This window comes from Brachybacterium rhamnosum (genome assembly GCF_039526185.1).
Classification (GTDB): domain Bacteria; phylum Actinomycetota; class Actinomycetes; order Actinomycetales; family Dermabacteraceae; genus Brachybacterium; species Brachybacterium rhamnosum.
This window is the reverse complement of record NZ_BAAAIS010000005.1, coordinates 43,590-62,895: the sequence shown is the minus strand read 5'-3', so window position 1 is coordinate 62,895 and position 19,306 is coordinate 43,590. Positions and strand designations below refer to the sequence as shown.

Annotated in this window: 21 protein-coding genes; 6 read left to right on the top strand and 15 right to left on the bottom strand. The window is 72.8% G+C overall.

The window, feature by feature from the left end; genetic code table 11:
- Positions 1-171: 171 nt before the first annotated feature.
- Together ABD080_RS15580 and galE are read left to right on the top strand one after the other, a co-directional pair.
- Positions 172-1,632: a GuaB1 family IMP dehydrogenase-related protein gene (locus ABD080_RS15580; protein WP_343906260.1), complete on the top strand. Its 1,461-nt coding sequence runs from the start codon at positions 172-174 to the stop codon at positions 1,630-1,632.
- A gap of 59 nt (positions 1,633-1,691) precedes the next feature.
- Entirely contained in the window at positions 1,692-2,669 is a 978-nt protein-coding gene (gene galE / locus ABD080_RS15575) for a UDP-glucose 4-epimerase GalE (RefSeq protein ID WP_137771380.1), read from the top strand.
- 85 nt (positions 2,670-2,754) lie between these two features.
- Here galE and ilvA read toward each other — a convergent pair whose 3' ends face one another.
- From ilvA to ABD080_RS15560, 3 genes are read right to left on the bottom strand one after another with little or no spacing between them, the layout of a single operon-like run.
- A complete protein-coding gene (gene ilvA / locus ABD080_RS15570) occupies positions 2,755-4,080 on the bottom strand; it encodes a threonine ammonia-lyase IlvA (RefSeq protein WP_343906257.1) in 1,326 nt (441 codons plus the stop codon).
- Positions 4,077-4,682, bottom strand: a complete 606-nt coding sequence (ispF, locus tag ABD080_RS15565) for a 2-C-methyl-D-erythritol 2,4-cyclodiphosphate synthase (protein ID WP_343906255.1) — start codon at positions 4,680-4,682, stop codon at positions 4,077-4,079. Before ispF ends, ilvA begins: the two co-directional genes overlap by 4 nt.
- On the bottom strand, positions 4,679-4,975 hold the full coding sequence (locus ABD080_RS15560; protein WP_137771377.1) for a PTS sugar transporter subunit IIB: 297 nt from the start codon (positions 4,973-4,975) through the stop codon (positions 4,679-4,681). The genes ispF and ABD080_RS15560 overlap by 4 nt, the downstream gene beginning before the upstream one ends.
- Positions 4,976-5,087: 112 nt before the next feature.
- Here ABD080_RS15560 and ABD080_RS15555 point away from each other — a divergent pair, with 112 nt between their 5' ends.
- The gene (locus ABD080_RS15555) at positions 5,088-5,840 is read left to right on the top strand and encodes an IspD/TarI family cytidylyltransferase (RefSeq protein ID WP_137771376.1); all 753 of its coding nucleotides are present in this window, start codon (positions 5,088-5,090) and stop codon (positions 5,838-5,840) included.
- A 10-nt stretch (positions 5,841-5,850) separates the two neighbouring features.
- Positions 5,851-6,162, top strand: coding sequence for a hypothetical protein (locus tag ABD080_RS15550; protein ID WP_137771375.1), 312 nt, complete (start codon positions 5,851-5,853; stop codon positions 6,160-6,162).
- A 34-nt stretch (positions 6,163-6,196) separates the two neighbouring features.
- Here ABD080_RS15550 and ABD080_RS15545 read toward each other — a convergent pair whose 3' ends face one another.
- Both ABD080_RS15545 and ABD080_RS15540 read right to left on the bottom strand, forming a co-directional pair.
- A complete protein-coding gene (locus ABD080_RS15545) occupies positions 6,197-6,928 on the bottom strand; it encodes a 2-C-methyl-D-erythritol 4-phosphate cytidylyltransferase (protein ID WP_137771374.1) in 732 nt (243 codons plus the stop codon).
- A 28-nt stretch (positions 6,929-6,956) separates the two neighbouring features.
- On the bottom strand, positions 6,957-7,439 hold the full coding sequence (locus ABD080_RS15540) for a CarD family transcriptional regulator (RefSeq protein WP_137771373.1): 483 nt from the start codon (positions 7,437-7,439) through the stop codon (positions 6,957-6,959).
- A 222-nt stretch (positions 7,440-7,661) separates the two neighbouring features.
- On the opposite strand from ABD080_RS15540, the gene ABD080_RS15535 reads away from it, so the two are divergent.
- Positions 7,662-8,213: a hypothetical protein gene (locus ABD080_RS15535; protein WP_137771372.1), complete on the top strand. Its 552-nt coding sequence runs from the start codon at positions 7,662-7,664 to the stop codon at positions 8,211-8,213.
- Positions 8,214-8,312: 99 nt separating this feature from the next.
- Here ABD080_RS15535 and ABD080_RS15530 read toward each other — a convergent pair whose 3' ends face one another.
- A complete protein-coding gene (locus tag ABD080_RS15530; protein WP_259360507.1) occupies positions 8,313-9,005 on the bottom strand; it encodes a response regulator transcription factor in 693 nt (230 codons plus the stop codon).
- A 1-nt stretch (position 9,006) separates the two neighbouring features.
- Positions 9,007-10,227, bottom strand: a complete 1,221-nt coding sequence (locus ABD080_RS15525; protein WP_343906249.1) for a sensor histidine kinase — start codon at positions 10,225-10,227, stop codon at positions 9,007-9,009.
- Between the two features lie 194 nt (positions 10,228-10,421).
- Here ABD080_RS15525 and phoU point away from each other — a divergent pair, with 194 nt between their 5' ends.
- Complete coding sequence (gene phoU / locus ABD080_RS15520; RefSeq protein WP_137771369.1) at positions 10,422-11,102, top strand: phosphate signaling complex protein PhoU; 681 nt, start codon at positions 10,422-10,424, stop codon at positions 11,100-11,102.
- 76 nt (positions 11,103-11,178) lie between these two features.
- Here the strand turns inward: phoU and ABD080_RS15515 are convergent, their stop codons facing one another.
- From ABD080_RS15515 to ABD080_RS15480, 8 genes are all read right to left on the bottom strand, one after another.
- Complete coding sequence (locus ABD080_RS15515) at positions 11,179-11,544, bottom strand: DUF4235 domain-containing protein (protein ID WP_137771368.1); 366 nt, start codon at positions 11,542-11,544, stop codon at positions 11,179-11,181.
- 27 nt (positions 11,545-11,571) lie between these two features.
- Positions 11,572-12,615: an LCP family protein gene (locus tag ABD080_RS15510; RefSeq protein WP_264450051.1), complete on the bottom strand. Its 1,044-nt coding sequence runs from the start codon at positions 12,613-12,615 to the stop codon at positions 11,572-11,574.
- 109 nt (positions 12,616-12,724) lie between these two features.
- A complete protein-coding gene (gene trmB / locus ABD080_RS15505) occupies positions 12,725-13,558 on the bottom strand; it encodes a tRNA (guanosine(46)-N7)-methyltransferase TrmB (protein ID WP_137771778.1) in 834 nt (277 codons plus the stop codon).
- Positions 13,559-13,560: 2 nt separating this feature from the next.
- Positions 13,561-13,992, bottom strand: coding sequence for a QcrA and Rieske domain-containing protein (locus ABD080_RS15500; protein ID WP_137771366.1), 432 nt, complete (start codon positions 13,990-13,992; stop codon positions 13,561-13,563).
- 38 nt (positions 13,993-14,030) lie between these two features.
- Positions 14,031-14,597: a peptide deformylase gene (gene def / locus ABD080_RS15495; protein WP_137771365.1), complete on the bottom strand. Its 567-nt coding sequence runs from the start codon at positions 14,595-14,597 to the stop codon at positions 14,031-14,033.
- Positions 14,594-15,742: a YihY/virulence factor BrkB family protein gene (locus ABD080_RS15490; protein WP_137771364.1), complete on the bottom strand. Its 1,149-nt coding sequence runs from the start codon at positions 15,740-15,742 to the stop codon at positions 14,594-14,596. The genes def and ABD080_RS15490 overlap by 4 nt, the downstream gene beginning before the upstream one ends.
- Positions 15,743-15,815: 73 nt before the next feature.
- Positions 15,816-18,359 carry a glycoside hydrolase family 65 protein gene (locus ABD080_RS15485; RefSeq protein WP_137771363.1) on the bottom strand — a complete coding sequence of 848 codons (2,544 nt, stop codon included), beginning with the start codon at positions 18,357-18,359 and terminating at the stop codon, positions 15,816-15,818.
- The gene (locus tag ABD080_RS15480; RefSeq protein WP_137771362.1) at positions 18,356-19,138 is read right to left on the bottom strand and encodes an HAD family hydrolase; all 783 of its coding nucleotides are present in this window, start codon (positions 19,136-19,138) and stop codon (positions 18,356-18,358) included. Before ABD080_RS15480 ends, ABD080_RS15485 begins: the two co-directional genes overlap by 4 nt.
- Between the last annotated feature and the right edge of the window lie 168 nt (positions 19,139-19,306).

The window sequence follows — 19,306 nt, the reverse complement described above, 5'->3', positions numbered from 1 at the left end:
GGGACGAGTCGCGGCGGACCGGCTGCTGATGCCGGCCTCCACGACGAGTCCTGCGCCACGAGGCCGAATCCGTCATGCGGGCCATCCTAGGTTCTCCCTCGGCGGGACCCGGGACGCGCCTGTGAGGGGATCGTGGAGGTCACGCGGATCCGGGGTCCCTATCCTGGGCAGATGCGCCTCATCCACACCCCGTCGACGGACCTCACCTACGACGACTGCTTCTTCCTCCCCGCGCGCTCCGACGTCACCTCGCGGTTCGACGTCGACCTCGCGAGCGACGACGGCACCGGCACCACGATCCCCCTGGTCGCGGCCAACATGACCGCTGTCTCCGGCCGCCGGATGGCCGAGACGATGGCGCGTCGCGGCGGACTCGCCGTGCTCCCGCAGGACCTCTCCGCGGAGCGCATCGACTCGATCGTCCGCTCGCTGAAGACCCGCGACCTGATCGTCGACCACCCGCTCACCCTCCCCGCGGACGCCACCCTCGGCCAGGCCGCGTCGCTGCTGCCCAAGCGACCACACGGCGTCGTCGTCGTCGTGGACGGGGAGCGTCGCCCCCTCGGCGTCGTCGGTCCCGAGGAGATCACGGGCCGGGACTCCTTCGCCGCCGTCGGCGACCAGCTCGCCGCGGACGTGCTCGTGCTCCGTCCCGCGGATCTCGAGGCGGAGCCCGCGGCGCTGCACGCCCGGATCGCCGCGACCCACCACGACGCCGCCGTCGTCGTCACCGAGGACGGAGTGCTCCAGGGCGTGCTCACCGCGACCGGCGTGCTCCGCTCCACGATCTACCGCCCGGCGACCGACGCCGAGGGCCGCCTCCGCGTCGCGGTCGCCGTCGGCATCAACGCCGACGTCGCTTCCCGCGTCACGGACCTCGTCGCCGCCGGCACCGACGTGATCGTCCTGGACACCGCCCACGGCCACCAGGACAAGATGATCGAGGCGCTCCGCACCGCGCGCGCCGTGCTCGGTCCCTGCGAGGGGACCTCCGTCCGGCTCGTCGCCGGCAACATCGTCACCGCCGAGGGGACGCGCGAGCTCATCGAGGCCGGCGCCGACATCGTCAAGGTGGGCGTGGGCCCGGGCGCCATGTGCACGACCCGCATGATGACGGGCGTCGGCCGCCCCCAGTTCTCCGCGGTGCTCGAGTGCGCCGCCGAGGCCGCCCGCCACGGGAAGCACGTGTGGGCGGACGGCGGCGTGCGCCATCCCCGCGACGTGGCCCTCGCGCTCGCCGCGGGCGCCTCCAACGTCATGATCGGCTCCTGGTTCGCCGGGACCTTCGAGTCGCCCGGCGAGATGCGCACCGACGAGCACGGCCGCCGCTACAAGGAGAGCTTCGGAATGGCCTCCAAGCGGGCCGTCTCCCACCGCACCGCGCACGAGGACGCCTTCGCCCGGGCCCGCAAGGGCCTCTTCGAGGAGGGCATCTCGAGCTCGCGCATGTACCTCGCGGAGGGCTCCGGCAGCGTCGAGGGGCTCATCGACGAGATCACCGCCGGCGTGCGCTCCTCCTACACCTACGCCGGCGCGCGCAGCACGCCCGAGTTCCGCGACCGCGCGGTGATCGGCCTGCAGGGCGCGGCCGGCTACGCCGAGGGCCGTCCGCTGTCCAGCTCCTGGACCTGAGGCGCGACCGGGGAGCGGCGGGACGACCGCTCCCCGGGTGACCCGGTAGGCTCGCGACCATGACGACTCTCGTGATCGGTGGTGCCGGGTACATCGGGTCGCACGTGGTGCGACTCCTCCTCGACAAGGGGGAGCGGGTGATCGTGGTCGACGACCTGTCGACCGGCTTCCGCTCCCGCACGGAGGGGGCCGAGCTGCTCGAGCTCGACGTGACCCTCCCCGACGCGGTCGAGAAGCTCGCCTTCGCCCTGCGCTCCTCGGGTGCCGACTCCGTGATCCACTTCGCCGCCCACAAGCAGGTCGGCGAGTCCGTCGAGAACCCGGAGATGTACTGGCACGACAACGTGGGCGGCCTCGCCAACGTGCTCGCCGCCTGCGCGAGCGCCGACGTGCGCGACGTGGTCTTCTCCTCCTCCGCGGCCGTCTACGGCGTGCCCGACGTCGACCTCGTCACCGAGGACCTCGCCCCGCAGCCCATCAACCCCTACGGCGCGACCAAGTACGTGGGGGAGTGGATGCTCGCCGACGCCGAGCGCGCCCACGACATGCGCACCGTCGCCCTGCGCTACTTCAACGTCGCCGGTGCCGGCTGGCCGGAGCTCGCGGACACCCAGGTCATGAACCTGGTGCCGATCATCCTCAACGCCCTCGAGAAGGGGCGCACGCCCACCGTCTTCGGCGACGACTACGACACCCCGGACGGCACCTGCATCCGCGACTACGTGCACGTGCTGGACCTCGCCCACGCCCACATCGCGGCGCTGGACTACCTGCGCGGCGAGGAGCGCCCGCACCGCGTCTTCAACGTCGGGACCGGCGAGGGTTCGAGCGTGCTCGAGGTGATCGACGCGGTCGCCCGCGTCAAGGGCATCGACATCACCCCGGAGATCGGCCCGCGCCGCGCCGGCGACCCCGCCCGCCTGATCTGCTCCGGCGACCGGATCGCGCAGCACCTGGGCTGGAAGTCCGAGCACGGGCTCGAGGACATCGTCCGCTCCGCGGTCGAGGCCCGCGCCCAGGCCGTCGACCCGTCCTGATCCCCGCACCCGCCGCACGACGACGGCGCCGGTCCCCTGGGGGACCGGCGCCGTCGTCCGTCCCGGGCGGGCCGGGACGCGGTGATCAGGTGAGGTAGCGGTAGATCGGGTCGTGCGGGTCGATCCGCTCGATCTGCATCTGGGACGCGGCCATCCGCCCCATGAGCGGCTCGAGATCGGCGCGGGAGCCGATCTCGACGCCCACCAGGGCCGGTCCCTCCTCGCGGTTGTTGCGCTTGATGTAGTCGAACAGGACGATGTCGTCGTCCGGCCCGAGCACCCGGTCCAGGAAGCGCCGCAGCGCCCCCGGCTCCTGCGGGAAGGTCACGAGGAAGTAGTGCTTGAGCCCCTCGTGGACGAGGGAGCGCTCGACGATCTCCGTGTACCGCGAGACGTCGTTGTTGCCGCCGGAGACGACGACGATGACGTCGCCCTCCCCGTCCTCGTCCGCGGCGAGGTCCCGGACCGCCCCGGTCGCGACGGCCGCGGCGGCGAGGGCCCCGGCCGGCTCGGTGATGATCCCGTCCACCTGGTAGAGCGAGAGCATCTCGGTGCACACGGCGCCCTCGTCGACGCTCAGCAGCTCCGGCTCGATCGCCTGGACCATGCGCAGCGGCCCCGCGCCCACGCGGCGCACGGCGGCGCCGTCCACGAAGCGGTCGAGCTCGCGCAGGGTCACCGGGTGGCCCGCGCGCACGGCGGCCGCCATGGACACGGCGCCGGCGGGCTCGACGCCGACGATGCGCATCGTCGGCGTGCGTTCCCGCAGCCAGGCCCCGCAGCCGCCCAGCAGACCGCCGCCGCCCACCGGCAGCACCATGGTGGATGCCTCGCGGCCGTGCTCGAGGCGCAGCTGCTCGACGGCCTCGAGGGCCACGGTGCCCTGGCCGGCCATGATCGTCGGATGGTCGAAGGGCGGCACCGTCACGGCGCCCGTCCGCTCGGCGTCGTCCGCCGCGGCGGAGGCGGCGTCGTCGAAGGTGTCCCCGGTGAGGACGAGCTCCACGAGGTCGCCGCCGATCGCGACGATCCGGTCCCGCTTCTGGCGCGGGGTCGTGCCGGGCACGTAGATGCGGCCGCGGATGCCGAGCTCGCGGCACGAGCGGGCGACGCCCTGCGCGTGGTTCCCGGCGCTCGCGGCGACCACGCCCGCGGCCCGGGACTCCTCGTCCAGCGCGGCCATGAACAGGTGGGCGCCGCGCAGCTTGTACGAGCGCACGGACTGCAGGTCCTCGCGCTTGAGCCACACGGGGACCCCGGCGATCTCGCTGAGCCGCTCCGAGCGGTGCAGGGGCGTGCGCCGCAGCACGGGGCCGAGGGTCGCCGCGGCGGCCTCGACGTCCTCCGCGGTGAGCGGGAGGGGACCGGTGGCCGGCGTGGCCTGCTGCTCGTGGGGGGAGGGCGTGCTCACGGACGGGGCTCCTCGGGGTCGGGTCGGTCCATGGTCGGCGGGGCCGCGTCGCCGGGGACGGCCGTCGCGGCCGTCGCGGCGTGCGCGGTGGACACGGGGGCGTCGGCGGTGCCCGGGGGCACGGGGACGACGAGCGCGGTCGCGATCGCCGCGACCCCCTCGCCGCGGCCGGTCAGGCCCAGGCCGTCGGTCGTGGTGCCCGAGACGGAGACCGGCGCGCCGGCGGCGGCACCCATGGCCGCCTCCGCCTCCGCGCGACGACGGGAGATCGGGGGACGGTTGCCGATCACCTGGACGGAGACGTTGCCGATCCGGAAGCCGGCCTCGGTGACGAGCCGCGCGGCCTCCCTGAGCAGGGCCGTCCCCGCCGCTCCGGCCCACTCGGGCCGATCGGTGCCGAAGTGCGCGCCGAGGTCGCCGATGCCGGCGGCGGCGAACAGCGCGTCGCAGGCGGCGTGGCACGCGACGTCCGCGTCGGAGTGGCCGACGAGACCTCGCTCACCGTCCCACCGCAGCCCGGCGATCCACAGCTCCCGGCCGGAGCCCTCGGGCGCGAGGGCGTGGACGTCCGTGCCGGTGCCCACGCGGGGCAGCGCGGTCATCGCGGCGTGCTCTCGAGACGGTCGAGGAGCGCGTCGAGATCGGTGAAGGTCAGCGCGGGGTTCGTGCCGAGCAGCAGCGGCATCCCGTTGACACGGGGGATGCCGAGGGTCGAGGGGAGGTCCACGGTGGAGACCACGACATCGGCCGTGAACCGGGGGGAGAGCAGGTCGATCACGGTGGACTGGACCACCTCCGCGTCCCCGGCGCGGTGCGCGAGGTGGTCGCGCACCTGCTGGGCGATGAGGGCGGAGGTGGCGACCCCCGCCCCGCAGACGACGGCGATCGTGAGCATGCGTGCTCCTGGTGCTCGAAGGAGGGCGAGAGGTGCCCCGGGACGATCCTCGATTCTTCCATGCCGGGCGGGGTCGGTCCACGCGGCGCCGCTCGCCGTCTACGATGCCGGGGTGAGCCAGTCCCGCCGTCACCGCCCCTCCCGCCTGCGCGGGCGGGCCGCGGGCATCGTGCTCGCCGGGGGATCCGGGACGCGGGTGGGCGCCGGCATCAACAAGGCCTTCCTGCCGCTCGCGGGCCGCAGCATCGCCAGCTGGGGGCTCAACACGCTGGGATCGGTCGACGGGGTGGGGCTGCTGGTCTTCGTGGTCCGGCCCGACGATCTCGAGCACGCGCGCTTCGTCGCCTCGCGGGAGAGCGCGCACCACCTCGAGATCATCACCGGCGGCGACACCCGCCAGGAGTCCGAGCTGCTGGCCCTGCGCCATCTCGCGGACAGGATCGACCACGGCGTCATCGACACCGTGCTGATCCACGACGCCGCGCGACCGCTCGTCTCCCACGGCCTGGCCGCGGCGGTGCTGCACGCGGCCCGCGAGGCCGGGGGAGCGGTGCCGGGCATCCCGGCCGAGGGGGTCGCCCCGGTGGACGGCCCGGACGCCCTCGCGACGGGCGCCTTCTCCCCGGACTCCCTGCTGCGCGTGCAGACCCCGCAGGGCTTCGACGCGGCGACGATCCTGGACGCGTACGAGCAGGCGGCCCGGGACGGCTTCGTGGGCACGGACACGGCGTCCTGCGCCGAGGAGTACACGGACATCCCTGTCACCTGGGTGCGCGGCGAGGAGACCAACTTCAAGATCACCTATGCGCAGGATCTGCTCCTGGCCCAGGACGTCGTCACCGCGCTAGGTTTGAGATCCGTGTGAGGAGGGGATGATGGCCGTCGAGGAGAGCTTCCTGCGCTGCACCGCATGCGACCAGGAGGCGGAGCACGTGGTGATCTATGCCGGTCGCTTCGTCTCCGAGATCCAGTGCACCGGGTGCGGGGCCGTCACCCGTCTCGACGTGAGCGACGAGTACCTGCCGGACCTCCGCCAGCGGATCTCGAGCAAGCCCGGCCGGCTCCTGCGCCGCCTGCGCGCGGATCCCGGTGAGCTCGCGAGCACCCTGCCCGTGCGCACGCTCTCGAAGCCGGTGCGGATGGTGGAGGAGTTCCGGACGGTCTGGCGCTCGCGCCGACGGGGCTGACGGGACGCTCGCGCCGCAGCAGGTGCCGCCGCGCTCAGGCGCGACGGGCGAGACCCTGCCGCGAGGTGGTGTCGCGGGCGAGGCCCAGCGAGATCTGCGCCTGCCAGAGCGTCAGACGGTCCACGACCGCGAAGCCGTCGTGCGAGCCGTGCACGGTGCGCACGTCCCCGCCGCCGGCGAGCACGGCGAGGATCTCGTCCTCCGGGGCGTCGACACCGGTGCCGGCCGCTCCGGCCATGCGGGCCGTCGCCGCGCGGAGCGCCTCGCGGCGCAGCAGCCGGGGGCTCTGGAGGACGGCGAGGGTGCTGCGGTCGATGTTGCGCAGCCCCGCGCTCCCGGCTTCCTTGACGGAGTCCGTCATGGCGACGGTGGGCACGACGGCGTCCACGCCGTCGACGAGCGCCGCCATCACCTCCCGGTGCGCGGAGGCGGGGGTGAGGGCGCGCTCGGCGTCGTGCAGGAGCAGCGCCGGCTCGTCGCACGCGTCGAGCGCGGCGAGGATCCGATCACGGCGGGAGCCGTCGCGGGGGACGAGCACCGCTCCATGCGGGAGCGTGCCCTCGAGGCGGACGGCGATCGCCGAGGGTGCCACCACCACGGCGGGCGGCGGGCACACCTCGGCGAGTGTCCCCAGGAGCCGGTCCACGAGCCGGGAGCCGCCCAGGAGCTGCAGGGCGGGGGCAGTGGTCGCGCCCTGCTGCTCGGGGCCCGACGGGGCCACGAGGACGACGGGGCGCACCGCTGCTCCGGTGCGGGGGACGGGCACGGAGGGAGGCGGGTTCAGGGCCGCGCCTTCAGGAGGCGAGGACCTCGTCGAGGATCGACTCGGCGCTGGACTCGTCGGTCTTCTCGGCGAGGGCGAGCTCGGAGACGAGGATCTGACGGGCCTTGGCGAGCATGCGCTTCTCCCCGGCGGAGAGACCGCGGTCCTGGTCGCGGCGCCAGAGGTCGCGCACGACCTCGGCGACCTTCTTCACATCGCCGGAGGCCAGCTTCTCGACGTTCGCCTTGTAGCGGCGGGACCAGTTGGTGGGCTCCTCCGTGTACGGCAGGCGGAGGACCTCGAAGACCTCGTCGAGGCCCTTCTTGTCGACCACGTCGCGGACGCCGACCATGTCGACGTTGTCGGCCGGGACCTCGATGGTCAGGTCGCCCTGGGCGACCTTGAGCTTGAGGTAGGTGCGTTCCTCGCCCTTGATGGTGCGGGTCTTCACCTCCTCGATGAGGGCTGCACCGTGGTGCGGGTAGACGACGGTCTCGCCGACGACAAAGTTCATGTGTCTGGTCCCCTTTCCGCGGAACAGTCTATCACCGACCACCTGTGCTACTCTTCGCGCGCCCATGCCTGCGAGCAGGATGAGAGTGCCCTGCTCGCCACCCGGCCCAGCACCCGACCCGGCCGGCCCGGTGCCCGGAGGGGGTGCCCGAGTGCGGTACCCTGGCAGGGCTGTCCCTGCCCCTCCCCGTCGTGCCTGCAGTGCACCGAACAGGAGTTCCCCGTGCGTCGTCCCCGCCGACTCGTGCTCTCCGTCGCCGCCCTCGGCCTCGTCGCCGCGGCCTCCGGCTGCTCCTACTTCAACCCGGTGCAGACGCACGACTTCTACCAGGCGGCCGACGGCACGAACGCCAACCTCGAGCAGGACTCCGGCGCCCTCGCGGCGGGCGTCCGCAACGCGATCGTCGTCGTCGACGACTCCGGCAGTGCCGAGCTCCGCGGCTCCGCGGTCAACTACCTCGAGGACGACATCACCCTCGACCTCGAGGGCTCCGTCGACGGCGCCTCCGCCTTCACCGCGTCCGTCGCCGTCCCCGCCGGCGGCTCCGTCGAGCTGGGCCCGGGCGAGGGCGAGCAGGCCGTGGACATCACCGCGCTCGACGTCGCCCCCGGCGACATCATGCAGCTGACGGTCACGCTGGACGGCGAGTCCACCGAGATCTCGCTGCCCGTCACCGACACGACGCTCGCCTACTACCAGGACTCGAGCTCGGACCCCAACGGCGAGGGCGCGGCCTCGGACGGCGGCGGCGCCTCCGACGGCGGCGAGGGTTGACCATCCCCGCACCAGGCATGACGAAGGGCCCCCGGGTGATCCCGGGGGCCCTTCGTCGTCGGCCCCGTCGGTCGGAAGTCGTGCGCCGTCCCTGCGCGGTCAGGCGCCGGTGGACTCGAACTTGTAGCCCAGACCGCGCACGGTCACGAGGTGCACGGGGTTCTTCGGATCGTCCTCGATCTTCGCGCGCAGGCGCTTGACGTGCACGTCGAGGGTCTTCGTGTCGCCCACGTAGTTCGCCCCCCACACCCGGTCGATCAGCTGACCGCGGGTGAGGACCCGGTCGACGTTCCGCAGCAGCATCTCCAGCAGCTCGAACTCCTTCAGCGGGAGCGCGACGTCCGTGCCGTGCACCTGCACCACGTGCCGCTCCACGTCCATCATGATGTGGCCGGCGGTGAGCGTCGCGGACTCCTCGGACTCCGCGCCGTCGCTCCCGCGGCGCAGCACCGCCTTGATCCGGGCGAGCAGCTCGCGCGAGGAGTACGGCTTGGTGACGTAGTCGTCCGCGCCGAGCTCGAGGCCCAGCACCTTGTCGAACTCGTCGTCCTTCGCGGTGAGCATGATGACCGGCACGGAGGAGGTGCGGCGGATCTCGCGGCACACCTCGGTGCCGCTCATGCCCGGGAGCATGAGGTCCAGGAGCACCAGATCCGCGCCGTGCGCGGAGAAGATCCTCAGGCCGTCCGTGCCGTTGTCCGCCACGGCGACCTCGTACCCCTCCTTCCGGAGCGAGTACGAGAGGGGATCGGAGAACGACTCCTCGTCCTCGACGATCAGGATGCGCGTCATCTCAATGTCCCTTCCGTGGGTTCTGCTGGGGATCCGAGGGCCGTGACGGGGGCGTCGCCCCGCTGACGGTGACGGCGCCGGTGCGCCCCATCTCGGGGAGGCGGAGGGTGAAGGTGGAGCCCTGCCCGGCCATGGACCAGGCGGTCACCTCCCCGCCGTGGTCGGTCGCGATGTGCTTGACGATGGCCAGGCCCAGCCCGGAGCCGCCCGTCGCGCGGGACCGTGCCCGGTCCACGCGGAAGAAGCGCTCGAAGACGCGCTCCAGGTTCTCCTTGGAGATGCCCATGCCCTGGTCCTTCACCGACAGCTCGACCATGCCCTGGTCGCGCCGCACGGAGATCCCCACCCGGGTGTCCGGCTCGGAGTAGCTGATGGCGTTGGAGACGAGGTTCGACAGCGCGGTCGTGAGCATCGAGGCGGAGCCGAACACGCGCAGGCCGCCCGTGCCGCCCGTGACCACCTCGATGCGGGAGCCCAGGGCGAAGTTCCGGTTCAGCGCGACCGCCTCGGCGACGACGTCGTCGATCTCGACGGGCTCGGCGTCCGGCAGCGCGGAGGAGCCCTGCACGCGCGAGAGCTCGATGATCTCCTGGACCAGGTGGCCCAGCCGGCGGGACTCCGTCTGCATCCGCTCCGCGAAGCGGCGCACCGCATCCGGATCCTCCGCGGCGTCCTCCATCGTCTCGGCGAGCAGGGTGATCGCCCCGACCGGGGTCTTCAGCTCGTGGGACACGTTCGCCACGAAGTCGCGGCGGGTCTCCTCGACGCGCACGGCGCGGGTGAGGTCGTCGGCGAGCAGCAGCACGCCCGTCTCGCCGAGCGCACCGATGCGCACGTCGATCACGGCGTCGTCGTCCTCCTGGCCGGAGCGGCGCAGGGAGAGGCGCTCGTCGCGCCAGCCTCCCCCGCGGCCGACGTCGGCCGCGAGCTCGAGCAGCTCGGGGCTCGCGAGGCGCGGGTAGTCGTTCCCGGAGGCGCGGACGATGCCGTACGAGTAGGCCAGCGGCGAGGCGCGCAGCACGTCCCCGCTCGCGTCGAGCACGACGTACGCCGAGCGCAGGATCGTGAGGACCTCGGCGACCTGCTCCGGGAGTGTCCCGGGGGAGTCGGCCTCGGCGCGCTCGCGCTCGCGGCCCTCGGAGCGGTGCATCGCGTACATCGCGGCGCACCCGATCACGAGGCCGGTGAGACCGGCGAGCAGGAGGAGGACGGAGAGCGGCACCGGTACAGCCTATTGCCGATAGGGTGATGACTCGCTCCTGCCCCCGCACCTCGAGCGGGGCAGGGACCAGGAGTTCACCGGGACTCCGCCTCGAGTTCACCCCACGGCGATCGCTGTTCATCCGCCATTGCCAGACTCGACGGTCGGGGAACCCCCTACTTCCCGCTCGGAATCGGCATCAGGAGTGTGCACACATGCGCGAGGCGTACCAGAGCGACCTGCGTCATCTCGTCGACGATCTGCTCGACATGGCGTCCCTCGTCAGCTCCGCGCTCGAGGACGCCACCACGGCGCTGCTCGAGGGCGACCTCGGACTGGCGGAGCGCGTCATCGCCGCGGACCCCCACATCGATCAGCGCCAGTACGACCTCGACACCAAGATCGTCGAGCTGCTCGCGCGCCAGAACCCCGTGGCCGGCGACCTCCGCCTGCTCGTCTCCTCGCTGCGCATGAGCTCCTCGCTCGAGCGCATGGGCGACCTCTGCGGCCACATCGCGCTCACCGCGCGCCGCACCCATCCCGAGCCGGCCGTGCCCGAGCAGCACCACGCCCAGATCCGCGAGATGGCGCGGCTCGCCGGCGAGGCGCTCGCCAACGCCTCGACCGTGATCGCCGAGCGCGACCTCGCCCTCGCCGCACGGGTCGAGGAGGAGGACGAGAAGATCGACGCGCTCCTCCAGGAGGTCGCGCGCGAGCTCGCGAAGGGCGGCGAGGCGTACACCAACGCGCAGATCGCGGACATGACGCTGCTCATCCGGTTCTACGAGCGGATCGGCGATCACGCCGTCTCCCTCGTGCGCCGCATCGGCTTCCTCGTCACCGGCGACTCGATCGACACCCTCAGCGGCGGTGGGACCGAGGTCTCCGAGATCTGACCGCGCCGTCACCGCATGCAGGAGCGCCCGTCCCCGCGGGGACGGGCGCTCCTGCATGCGGGCGAGGTCGCCGGGATCAGCCCCGGTTCGCGCGGGGGCGACGGGAGACGACCCGCTCGGTGCCCTTCTTCGCGTACTGCTGCGCGAGCTGCTTGAAGCCCTGCAGCATGACGCCGGAGATCAGCGTCCACAGCATGACCTTCCAGACGGGCTGCTCGTCCATCGGGTCGCGGATCTCGTCGATCTCCGCCTTGCTCAGGCCGTCCTTCTTCGCCTGCTTGCGGCGGGCGGCGGTGTCCTTCTTCGAGGCGCGGTTCGCCTTGACGGTGGGGGCGTCCTCACCGAAGACCGCGCCCCACCCGGAGCGTGCGGCCCTCGATCCCACCTGCGCGGCGAGGATGCCGGCGATCGGGACGACGATCTTCACGAGCGGATTGGCCACGGGGATCCTCCTGCGGGGTCGGCGGGGTCAGCCGTTGCTGACGTGGTCAGCGTAGTACGAGGACATGGTGTCCTCGCGCAGAGCGGTGCGGAGCAGGTCCATCGCCTCCTCGTCGGTGCCGACCACGCTCGCGCCGCCGCTGGTGGTGTAGGGGCCCGAGTTCGGCACGGCGAGGTAGTGGATGTCGCCGCTGCGGATCGAGCGCAGGGACAGGCCCAGCTCGATCATGGCGCCCGAGTCCAGGCCGTCGTCGGTCGTCATGTAGGGCGCGATCGTCGAGATCGTGTCGCGCAGCTTCGCCGGGTCGGTGAGGGTGTCCGCGCTGATGAGCTTCGAGATGATCCCCTGCAGGACCGCCTGCTGGTTGCGGTTGCGCTGGAAGTCGCCCTCGGAGAACTGCTTGCGGGCGCGCACGAAGGCGAGCGCCTCCTCGCCGTTGAGGTGCTGGGTGCCCTTGGTGTACTGGTGGCCGTCGGCCTCGAAGTCCTCGGGGACGGTCACGTCCACCCCGTCGAGGGTGTCGACGAGGCCCTGGATGCCCTCGAAGTCGATGAGCGCCACGTGGTCGATCGGCACGCCCGTGTAGTTCTCGACCGTGGTCACGGCCAGGCTCACGCCGCCGTAGGCGAGCGCGGAGTTGATGCGGCCCTTGCCGTGGCCCGGGATGTCCACGTACAGGTCGCGCGGGAAGGAGGTCACGTAGACCTCCTTGTTGTCCGCGGAGATGTGCACGAGCATCATCACGTCCGAGCGCTGGCCGCTCACGTTCTCCGCCTTCGCGTCCTCCTCGCTGCGCTTGTCCGAGCCCAGCAGCAGGAAGTTGCGGCCCTGGCCGTCCTCGGGGCGCTCGCCGTCCGAGGCGCCGCGGGAGATGGACACGGTGGTGACCTTCTCGTAGGCCGAGCGCAGCGAGTTGAGGTAGGCACCCACGGCGATGACCGCGCCGAGCACGAGCACACCGGCGAGGCCCAGCGCGATGAGCGCGAAGCGGCGGCTGCGACGGGCGCGGGGATCGGGCTCGGAGTCGTCCTCCCAGTCGGAGGGCAGCTGCAGGTCGTCGGGGGCGTTCATGAGGGCTCGCTCTCGTCCGGTGCCGAAGGGGGAGAAGATCGGATGCGGGTCGGTCCGACCTCGCAACGGCAGTCGGCGCGCTCCCTCGTCGTGGCCGCGGGATCCGCGCTCACGGCGCAGGGGTGTACGCCAGATCCCATACTAGGCGTCCGGCACGGGCGCCCTTGTTCTCGAAGCTGGTCTTCACACGACCCTCGAATCTGGGCGCCCAGCCCTTCACCGGGAGGTCCTCGGGCACGGGATCGGCGGCCTCCCCCTCGGGGCGCGGCCCGTCGGGGTGGAGGCTGCGCAGCCGGGGATCCGCGTCGAGCACCTGCCGCATGTGGTGCGCGTACTGGGCCCAGTCCGTCGCGAGGCGGAGCACGGCCCCGGGCGCCAGCAGCGGGATCATCGCGTCGAGGAACGGCGGGTTCACGAGGCGTCGCTTGTGGTGGCGGGACTTGTGCCACGGATCGGGGAAGAACACCCACAGCTCCTGCACCGACCCGGCGGGCAGCAGCGCGGGCAGCGACCGCTGGGCGTCCAGGGGGAGCAGGCGCACGTTGTCCGGCAGCCCCGCCCGCTCGATCCGGTCGAGGGTCTGGGCGAGCCCCGGCAGGTACACCTCGACCGCGAGGTGGTCCCGCTCCGGATGCGCCGACGCGGCCGCGGCGATGTTCTCGCCGAGCCCGCTGCCCACCTCGATCACGAGCGGCGCGCGCCGCCCGAAGGTCGCCTCGAGGTCGAGCGAGGCGCCCTCCTCCGGGAGCGTGTCCCGCTCCCCGCGCGGGAGGTCCAGCACGTAGCGCCCGGCGAGGCGGTCCCAGGCGTCCTGGCGGCTCGACGAGAGCCGCGCCCCGCGGCGCACGAAGGAGACGATGTCCCGCGACGGGCGCCCGGCCGGTGCGGTGGCCTCCGCAGGAGCGTCCGCGGAGGCGGAGCCCTCGCGGCCGCCGTCGGGCACGGTCACGAGGTCACGCGGCGCACCGCGCCGTCCTCGACGCTCACGGCGACCTCCGGGAGGTGCGTCGTCGCCGGGCCGCGCAGCACCTCGCCGGTGAGGGCGTCGAAGCGCGAGCCGTGGCACGGGCAGTCGAGCTCCTCGTCGTTCTGCGCCAGGGCGCAGCCGTTGTGGGTGCAGTACCCGGAGAACCCGGAGACGTCCTCGCCGTCACCGCGCACGAGCAGCACGAAGGGGCGCTCCCCGCCGAAGTTCACGAGCGCCGCGCCGTTCTCGGGGACGTCGGTCAGCGGGACCGAGCCGTCCTCCTGGGCGCGGATCGGCTCGGCATCGCCGAACCCCTCGTCCTGCGGGGCGCAGGCGGCGAGGGCACCGAGGCCGGCGACGGAGGCGGGGAGGGCGAGCGCACGGCGGCGCGACAGGCAGGGACGATCCATGCCCGCAGGATAGTGCGCCCACCTGAGCGAGGAGGGGCTCAGACCTCCTCGGCGAGGCGCTCCCGCGGGTCCCAGGTGAGGATCCCGCGGGCGCGCCAGGCGCGGGCGGTGACGGCGTCGAGCGCCTCGCGGCGCCGGGCGGGGGAGAGACGGTCCAGGTACAGGGAGCCGTCGAGGTGGTCCACCTCGTGCTGCAGGCAGCGCGCGAGCACCCCGCCCTCGTCCTCGACGACGACCTCCTGACCGTCCAGATCCGTGCCCGTCACGCGGGCGCCGCGATGACGTGCCGTGGCGAAGCCCTCACCGGGCACCGAGAGGCAGCCCTCGAGGGTCTCCTCGTCGAGGTCCAGCGGTCCCCACCGCTCGAGCCGCGGGTTGATGACGACCCCGCGGCGCAGCTCCCCCGAGGCGTCCTTGCAGGAGTACACGAACAGCCGCCAGCGCGAGCCGACCTGGGTGGCCGCGAGTCCCGCGCCCTTCGCGGCGTCGTTGGTCTCGAACATGTCCGCGACGAGGGTGCGGAGGTCCTCGGTGACCTCGCGGACCTTCTTCGTGCGCTGCTCGAGGGCGCGGTGGCCGATGATCGTGATCGGACGGACGCTCATGCGGCGGGGTCTCCTGGTGTGCTCTGGCCGATCCCCTCACGCGGGTCCTCGGCGTCGGTGCTGGTGATGCGGTGGTGCTGGGGCGGGTTGACCGCCGTGATGGCGGTGGACTCGGCCACCCATGCCGATCTCGCGCGGGTCAGCGGCTCGCCGGTCCGGGCGGCGATCGCGACCTCCCGGCCGATCGCCTCCGCCTGCTCCGCGTCCTGGGCGAGGAAGTCGAGGGTGTGGGTCGCGTGGGCGTCCAGCACGATCGTGTGCCACGCGTCGAGGCCCGCGGCGATCTGGCGCGCCCGCAGGAACTCGGCGTCGAGCGCGGCCCCCGCGACGATGACGATGTTCGCGACCCACAGCAGCAGCAGGATGCCGATCAGGCCGTTGAGGACGGTGAGGACCTCCGCGAAGCTCGTCACGAGCGCGGCGAGGCGACCCGCCAGCAGCGCCGCGCCGAAGAGCACGAGGACGGACACCGTCGAGCCGAGCGTCATGAGCCGGTAGCGCGGCAGGCGCACGTTCGGGAACAGGTAGTAGGCCATCGACACCCCGATGACGAGCAGCACGAGCAGGATCGGCCACTTCACGAGGTTCCACGCCTCGAAGGCGAAGCGGGGGATGCCCACGATCTCGCCGAGCGCCTGCGACGCCTCGTTGCCGATCACGAGGATGCCGAGGGCCAGCAGCACGAGGGTGACGATGACGACCGTCTCCCCGAAGACGATCGTGCGGAACCACAGGAAGGGGCGCCCCTCGCGGGTGTCGTACACGCGGTGCAGCGCCCGGTGGAGGGCGGCGACGCCGTTCGAGGCGCTCACCAGGGAGCCGGCGGTGCCGACGACGAGCCCGATCACCCCGCCGTTCGTCGTGGACACCGCGATGATCGCGTCGACGAACGGATCCGGGTCGAAGGTCGGGAAGATCTCCCGGATCGCGACCGCCGCGGCGTCCAGCGGCTCCTGCTCGATGCCGAGCATCGACATGAGGGACACCGCCGCGACCGCCCCGGGGAACAGCGACAGCAGCGTGTAGAAGGTCATCGTCCCCGCGACGTCCCACACCTGGATGTCGAGCAGCCGCATCCGCACCCGGTTCAGGACGTGCCAGATCGTCAGCCGCGGGCGCACGTACTCGCGCTGGTCGGCGGCCATGGTCCTCCTCCGGGGCGTGACGTGCGGGTGCGCTGGGAGCCTACGTCAGCGCGGGCCCGTGGCCGGGGAGCGCTCAGGCCTCCTCGATGATGTCGTCGGGATCGGTGTGCACCGGGTACTCCCACGGGTCCTCGGGGTCGGCGGGCACCGCGGAGGTGACGATGGTGCCGTCCGCGCGCCGGTCCCCGACGCCGACGGGCGTGGCCAGCACGGCGTCGTCCAGCACCGGGCCCTGGTCCGCGAGCGGCACGGTCGCGCCGTCGGCCGTCACGCGCACGCTCTCGCCGCGCACCGTGACCTCGACCTCCTCGCCCGTCTCGAGGGTGAAGGAGATCTCCTCCGGGCGCAGGCGCACCCGGAAGCGGGAGCCGCGCAGGGTGAGCGGGAAGTCCAGCCCCTCCCAGCCCTCCGGGAGGCGGGGGTCGAAGGCGAGCGCGCCGTCCTCCTGCCGCATGCCGCCGAATCCGTGCACGAGGGCGTTCCACACTCCGCCCGCGGAGGCGATGTGCACGCCGTCGCCGGTGTTGTGGTGGAGGTTGCCGAGGTCCACGAAGAGCCCGGCGCGGAAGTAGTCGAGCGCCGCCTTCTGGTGGCCGACCTCCGCCGCGATGATCGACTGCACGACCGCGGAGAGCGAGGAGTCGCCCGTCGTGATCGGGTCGTAGTACTCGAAGTCCGCGCGCTTCTCCTCGGCGGTGAACTCGCTGCCGCGCAGGAACAGCGCGAGCACGACGTCCGCCTGCTTGAGCACCTGGAAGCGGTAGATCACGAGCGGGTGGTAGTGCAGCAGCAGCGGGAACGCCTCGTCCGGGGTCGAGGAGAGGTCCCAGACCTCACGCTCGAGGAAGGCGTCCTCCTGCAGATGGATGCCGAGGGCGTCGTCCTTCGCGATGAACATGCCGTCCGCGCAGGCGTCCCACTGGTCCAGCTCCTTCTCGTCGAGCTCGAGCTCGACCGCGAGCGCCTCGTACGCCGACGTGTCCGCCTCGCGCAGCTCGCGCACGGCGCGGGCCGCCCGGCGCAGGGTGTGACGGGCCATCACGTTCGTGAACATGTTGTTGTTGACGACGGCCGTGTACTCGTCCGGGCCGGTCACGCCGTGGATGTGGAAGATCGCGTCGCCCTGGGCGGTGACCCGCCAGAACCCGAGGTCCGCGAACATCCGCGCGGTCTCCACGAGCACCCGCACCCCGTCGCGGTGCTGGAAGTCGGTGTCCCCGGTGACGTCCACGTACTGGGCGAAGGCGAAGGCGATGTCCGCGTCGATGTGGTACTGCGCGGTGCCCGCCGCGTAGTAGGCGGAGGCCTCCTCGCCGTTGATCGTGCGCCACGGGAACAGCGCACCGCGCTGGTTCAGCTCCCGTGCGCGCTCCCGCGCCTTGGGCAGCAGATGGGTGCGGAAGCGCAGGGCGTTGCGCGCCCACGCGGGGGAGGTGAACGTGAGGAACGGGACCACGTACACCTCGGTGTCCCAGAAGTAGTGGCCCTCGTAGCCGGAGCCCGTGAGGCCCTTCGCCGGGATGCCCCACTGGTCCGACCGCGCCGAGGCCTGGGCGAGCTGGAAGAGGCACCAGCGGGTGGCCTGCTGCTCCGCGGGCTGTCCCGGCAGCTCGACGTCGCTGCGCAGCCAGAAGTCCTCGAGATAGCGGCGCTGGTCCGCGAACTGCGCGTCGAAGCCCTCCTCGCGGATCCGGTCCAGGGTGCGCCGGCAGCGGTCGAAGAGCTCCCGGTGGGGGACCGTGCGGGAGGAGTGGTACGAGATCGCCTTGCGGACCGTGATCCTCTGGCCGGAGCCGAGGTGGGCGCGGGCCACCATCCGCCCGCGGTCCGGCGTGGTCTCCAGGAAGCGGTCCACCTCGACGTCTGCGTCGATGTCGTGGTCCGCGCCCACGGCGAGGGACATGCGGCTCGAGACGGTGCGGTAGCCCAGCAGCATGCGGCGCTCGCTGTGCGTGTCCTCCTGCGGCTCGAGCACCCGGTGGGTGAAGGCGGTCGTCTGGCGCGGGTCGTCCTTGTCGGTGAGCGCGCCGCTCACGCCCTGGCCGAAGTCGTCGGCGGTGTCCTCGCGATTGATGATCTGGGAGGAGATCGCGATCGGCGCGGAGCCGTCGAGCATCTCCACCTCGAGCGTCATGAGCGCGAGGTGGCGCTGGGTGAAGGAGACCATGCGGGAGGTGCGCACCCGCACGCGCTTCCCGGCCGGGGTGCGCCACACGAGATCGCGGCGCAGCACGCCCTCGCGGAAGTCGATCCAGCGCTCGTACTCGAGCAGGTCGGCGGTGTTCAGCAGCAGCGGCTCGTCGTCCACGTACAGCTTCATCACCGTGGAGTCCGGCACCGAGACCATGGTCTGCCCGGTGCGGGCGAAGCCGAAGGCGGACTCCGCGTGGTGGATGTCCCAGGTCTCGTGGAAGCCGTTGAGGAAGGTGCCGTGGGCATGGGCGTCGCGGCCCTCCACGGGCGTGCCGCGCATGCCGAGGTAGCCGTTCGCGGTCGCGAAGAGCGTCTCCTTGAGCGCCTGGTCCCCGCCGGGGCGGGACTCGACCAGGCGCCACGGGTCCACCGGGAGGTGGGTGCGATCCACCGGATCCGCGGGCACGGAGCGCAGGCGGCTCATCGGCCGGCCTCCGTCGCGTCCGACGAGGCGGAGGGGACGAGCGCGTCGAGGTCGTCGACCACCCGGGTCGCGCCCGCGCCGTGCAGCGCCTCGTGGCCCGCCCCGCGGTCCACGCCGATGACGGCGCCGAAGCCGCCCGCGGCGCCCGCGGCGACGCCCGAGACCGCGTCCTCGTAGACGACGGCGTCGCCGACGGCGACGCCCAGCAGCTCGGCGGCGCGCACGAAGGTGTCCGGCGCGGGCTTGCCCGGCAGCCCCTCCGCGGCGGCGACCATGCCGTCGACGACGACCTCGAAGCGGTCGCGCAGCTCCGCGCCCCGCAGCACCTCCTCGGCGTTGCGGGAGGAGGAGACCACGGCGAGGCGCGCGCCGGCGGGCAGCGCGTCGAGGTAGGCGACGGTGCCCGGGTACGGGGCGACGCCCTCGGTGCGGATCAGCGCGAGCACGCGGTCGTTCTTGCGGTTGCCGAGCCCGCGCACGGTCTCCTCGCCGGGGGCCTGGTCCGCGGGGTCCTCGTCGGCGCCCTCGGGGATCGTGATCCCCCGGGAGGCGAGCAGCTCGCGCACGCCGTCGTAGCGGGGGCGGCCGTCCACGTGCGCGAAGTAGTCGCGCTCCGTGTAGGGCTCCACGACGCCGCGGCTGCGCAGGAAGGCGTCGAACATCTCGGCCCAGGCGCGCATGTGCACCTCGGCGGTCGGGGTGATCACCCCGTCCAGGTCGAAGAGGTGAGCGGTGAAGTCGGGTTCGGGGCGGGTCTGCTCGGCGTTCACCCGGTCCATGCTAGGGGCAGTCCGCGCCGCGACGGGAGGCGGGCGCGGCTGTGCGCCGAGCTGTGACCTGCACGGTGCGGGGCCCCTGTGCGCGACGGCACGGGGTCTGTGCGGGAGGTGCGGCCGTGGGCTACTCTCGCTCCGTCCGCGCCCGCGCCACGGCGCCGGTGCGGAGCG

What these genes read in the sequence shown, in the direction of transcription:
- ABD080_RS15485 (WP_137771363.1), bottom strand. Translation starts at nt 18,359, where the DNA reads ATGAGCCGCCTGCGCTCCGTGCCCGCGGATCCGGTGGATCGCACCCAC.
- ispF (WP_343906255.1), bottom strand. Translation starts at nt 4,682, where the DNA reads ATGACCGCGCTGCCCCGCGTGGGCACCGGCACGGACGTCCACGCCCTC.
- ABD080_RS15500 (WP_137771366.1), bottom strand. Translation starts at nt 13,992, where the DNA reads ATGGATCGTCCCTGCCTGTCGCGCCGCCGTGCGCTCGCCCTCCCCGCC.
- def (WP_137771365.1), bottom strand. Translation starts at nt 14,597, where the DNA reads ATGAGCGTCCGTCCGATCACGATCATCGGCCACCGCGCCCTCGAGCAG.
- ABD080_RS15580 (WP_343906260.1), top strand. Translation starts at nt 172, where the DNA reads ATGCGCCTCATCCACACCCCGTCGACGGACCTCACCTACGACGACTGC.
- ABD080_RS15510 (WP_264450051.1), bottom strand. Translation starts at nt 12,615, where the DNA reads ATGAACGCCCCCGACGACCTGCAGCTGCCCTCCGACTGGGAGGACGAC.
- ABD080_RS15550 (WP_137771375.1), top strand. Translation starts at nt 5,851, where the DNA reads ATGGCCGTCGAGGAGAGCTTCCTGCGCTGCACCGCATGCGACCAGGAG.
- galE (WP_137771380.1), top strand. Translation starts at nt 1,692, where the DNA reads ATGACGACTCTCGTGATCGGTGGTGCCGGGTACATCGGGTCGCACGTG.
- phoU (WP_137771369.1), top strand. Translation starts at nt 10,422, where the DNA reads ATGCGCGAGGCGTACCAGAGCGACCTGCGTCATCTCGTCGACGATCTG.
- ABD080_RS15480 (WP_137771362.1), bottom strand. Translation starts at nt 19,138, where the DNA reads ATGGACCGGGTGAACGCCGAGCAGACCCGCCCCGAACCCGACTTCACC.
- ABD080_RS15540 (WP_137771373.1), bottom strand. Translation starts at nt 7,439, where the DNA reads ATGAACTTTGTCGTCGGCGAGACCGTCGTCTACCCGCACCACGGTGCA.
- ABD080_RS15490 (WP_137771364.1), bottom strand. Translation starts at nt 15,742, where the DNA reads ATGGCCGCCGACCAGCGCGAGTACGTGCGCCCGCGGCTGACGATCTGG.
- ABD080_RS15530 (WP_259360507.1), bottom strand. Translation starts at nt 9,005, where the DNA reads ATGACGCGCATCCTGATCGTCGAGGACGAGGAGTCGTTCTCCGATCCC.
- ABD080_RS15560 (WP_137771377.1), bottom strand. Translation starts at nt 4,975, where the DNA reads ATGCTCACGATCGCCGTCGTCTGCGGGGCGGGGGTCGCCACCTCCGCC.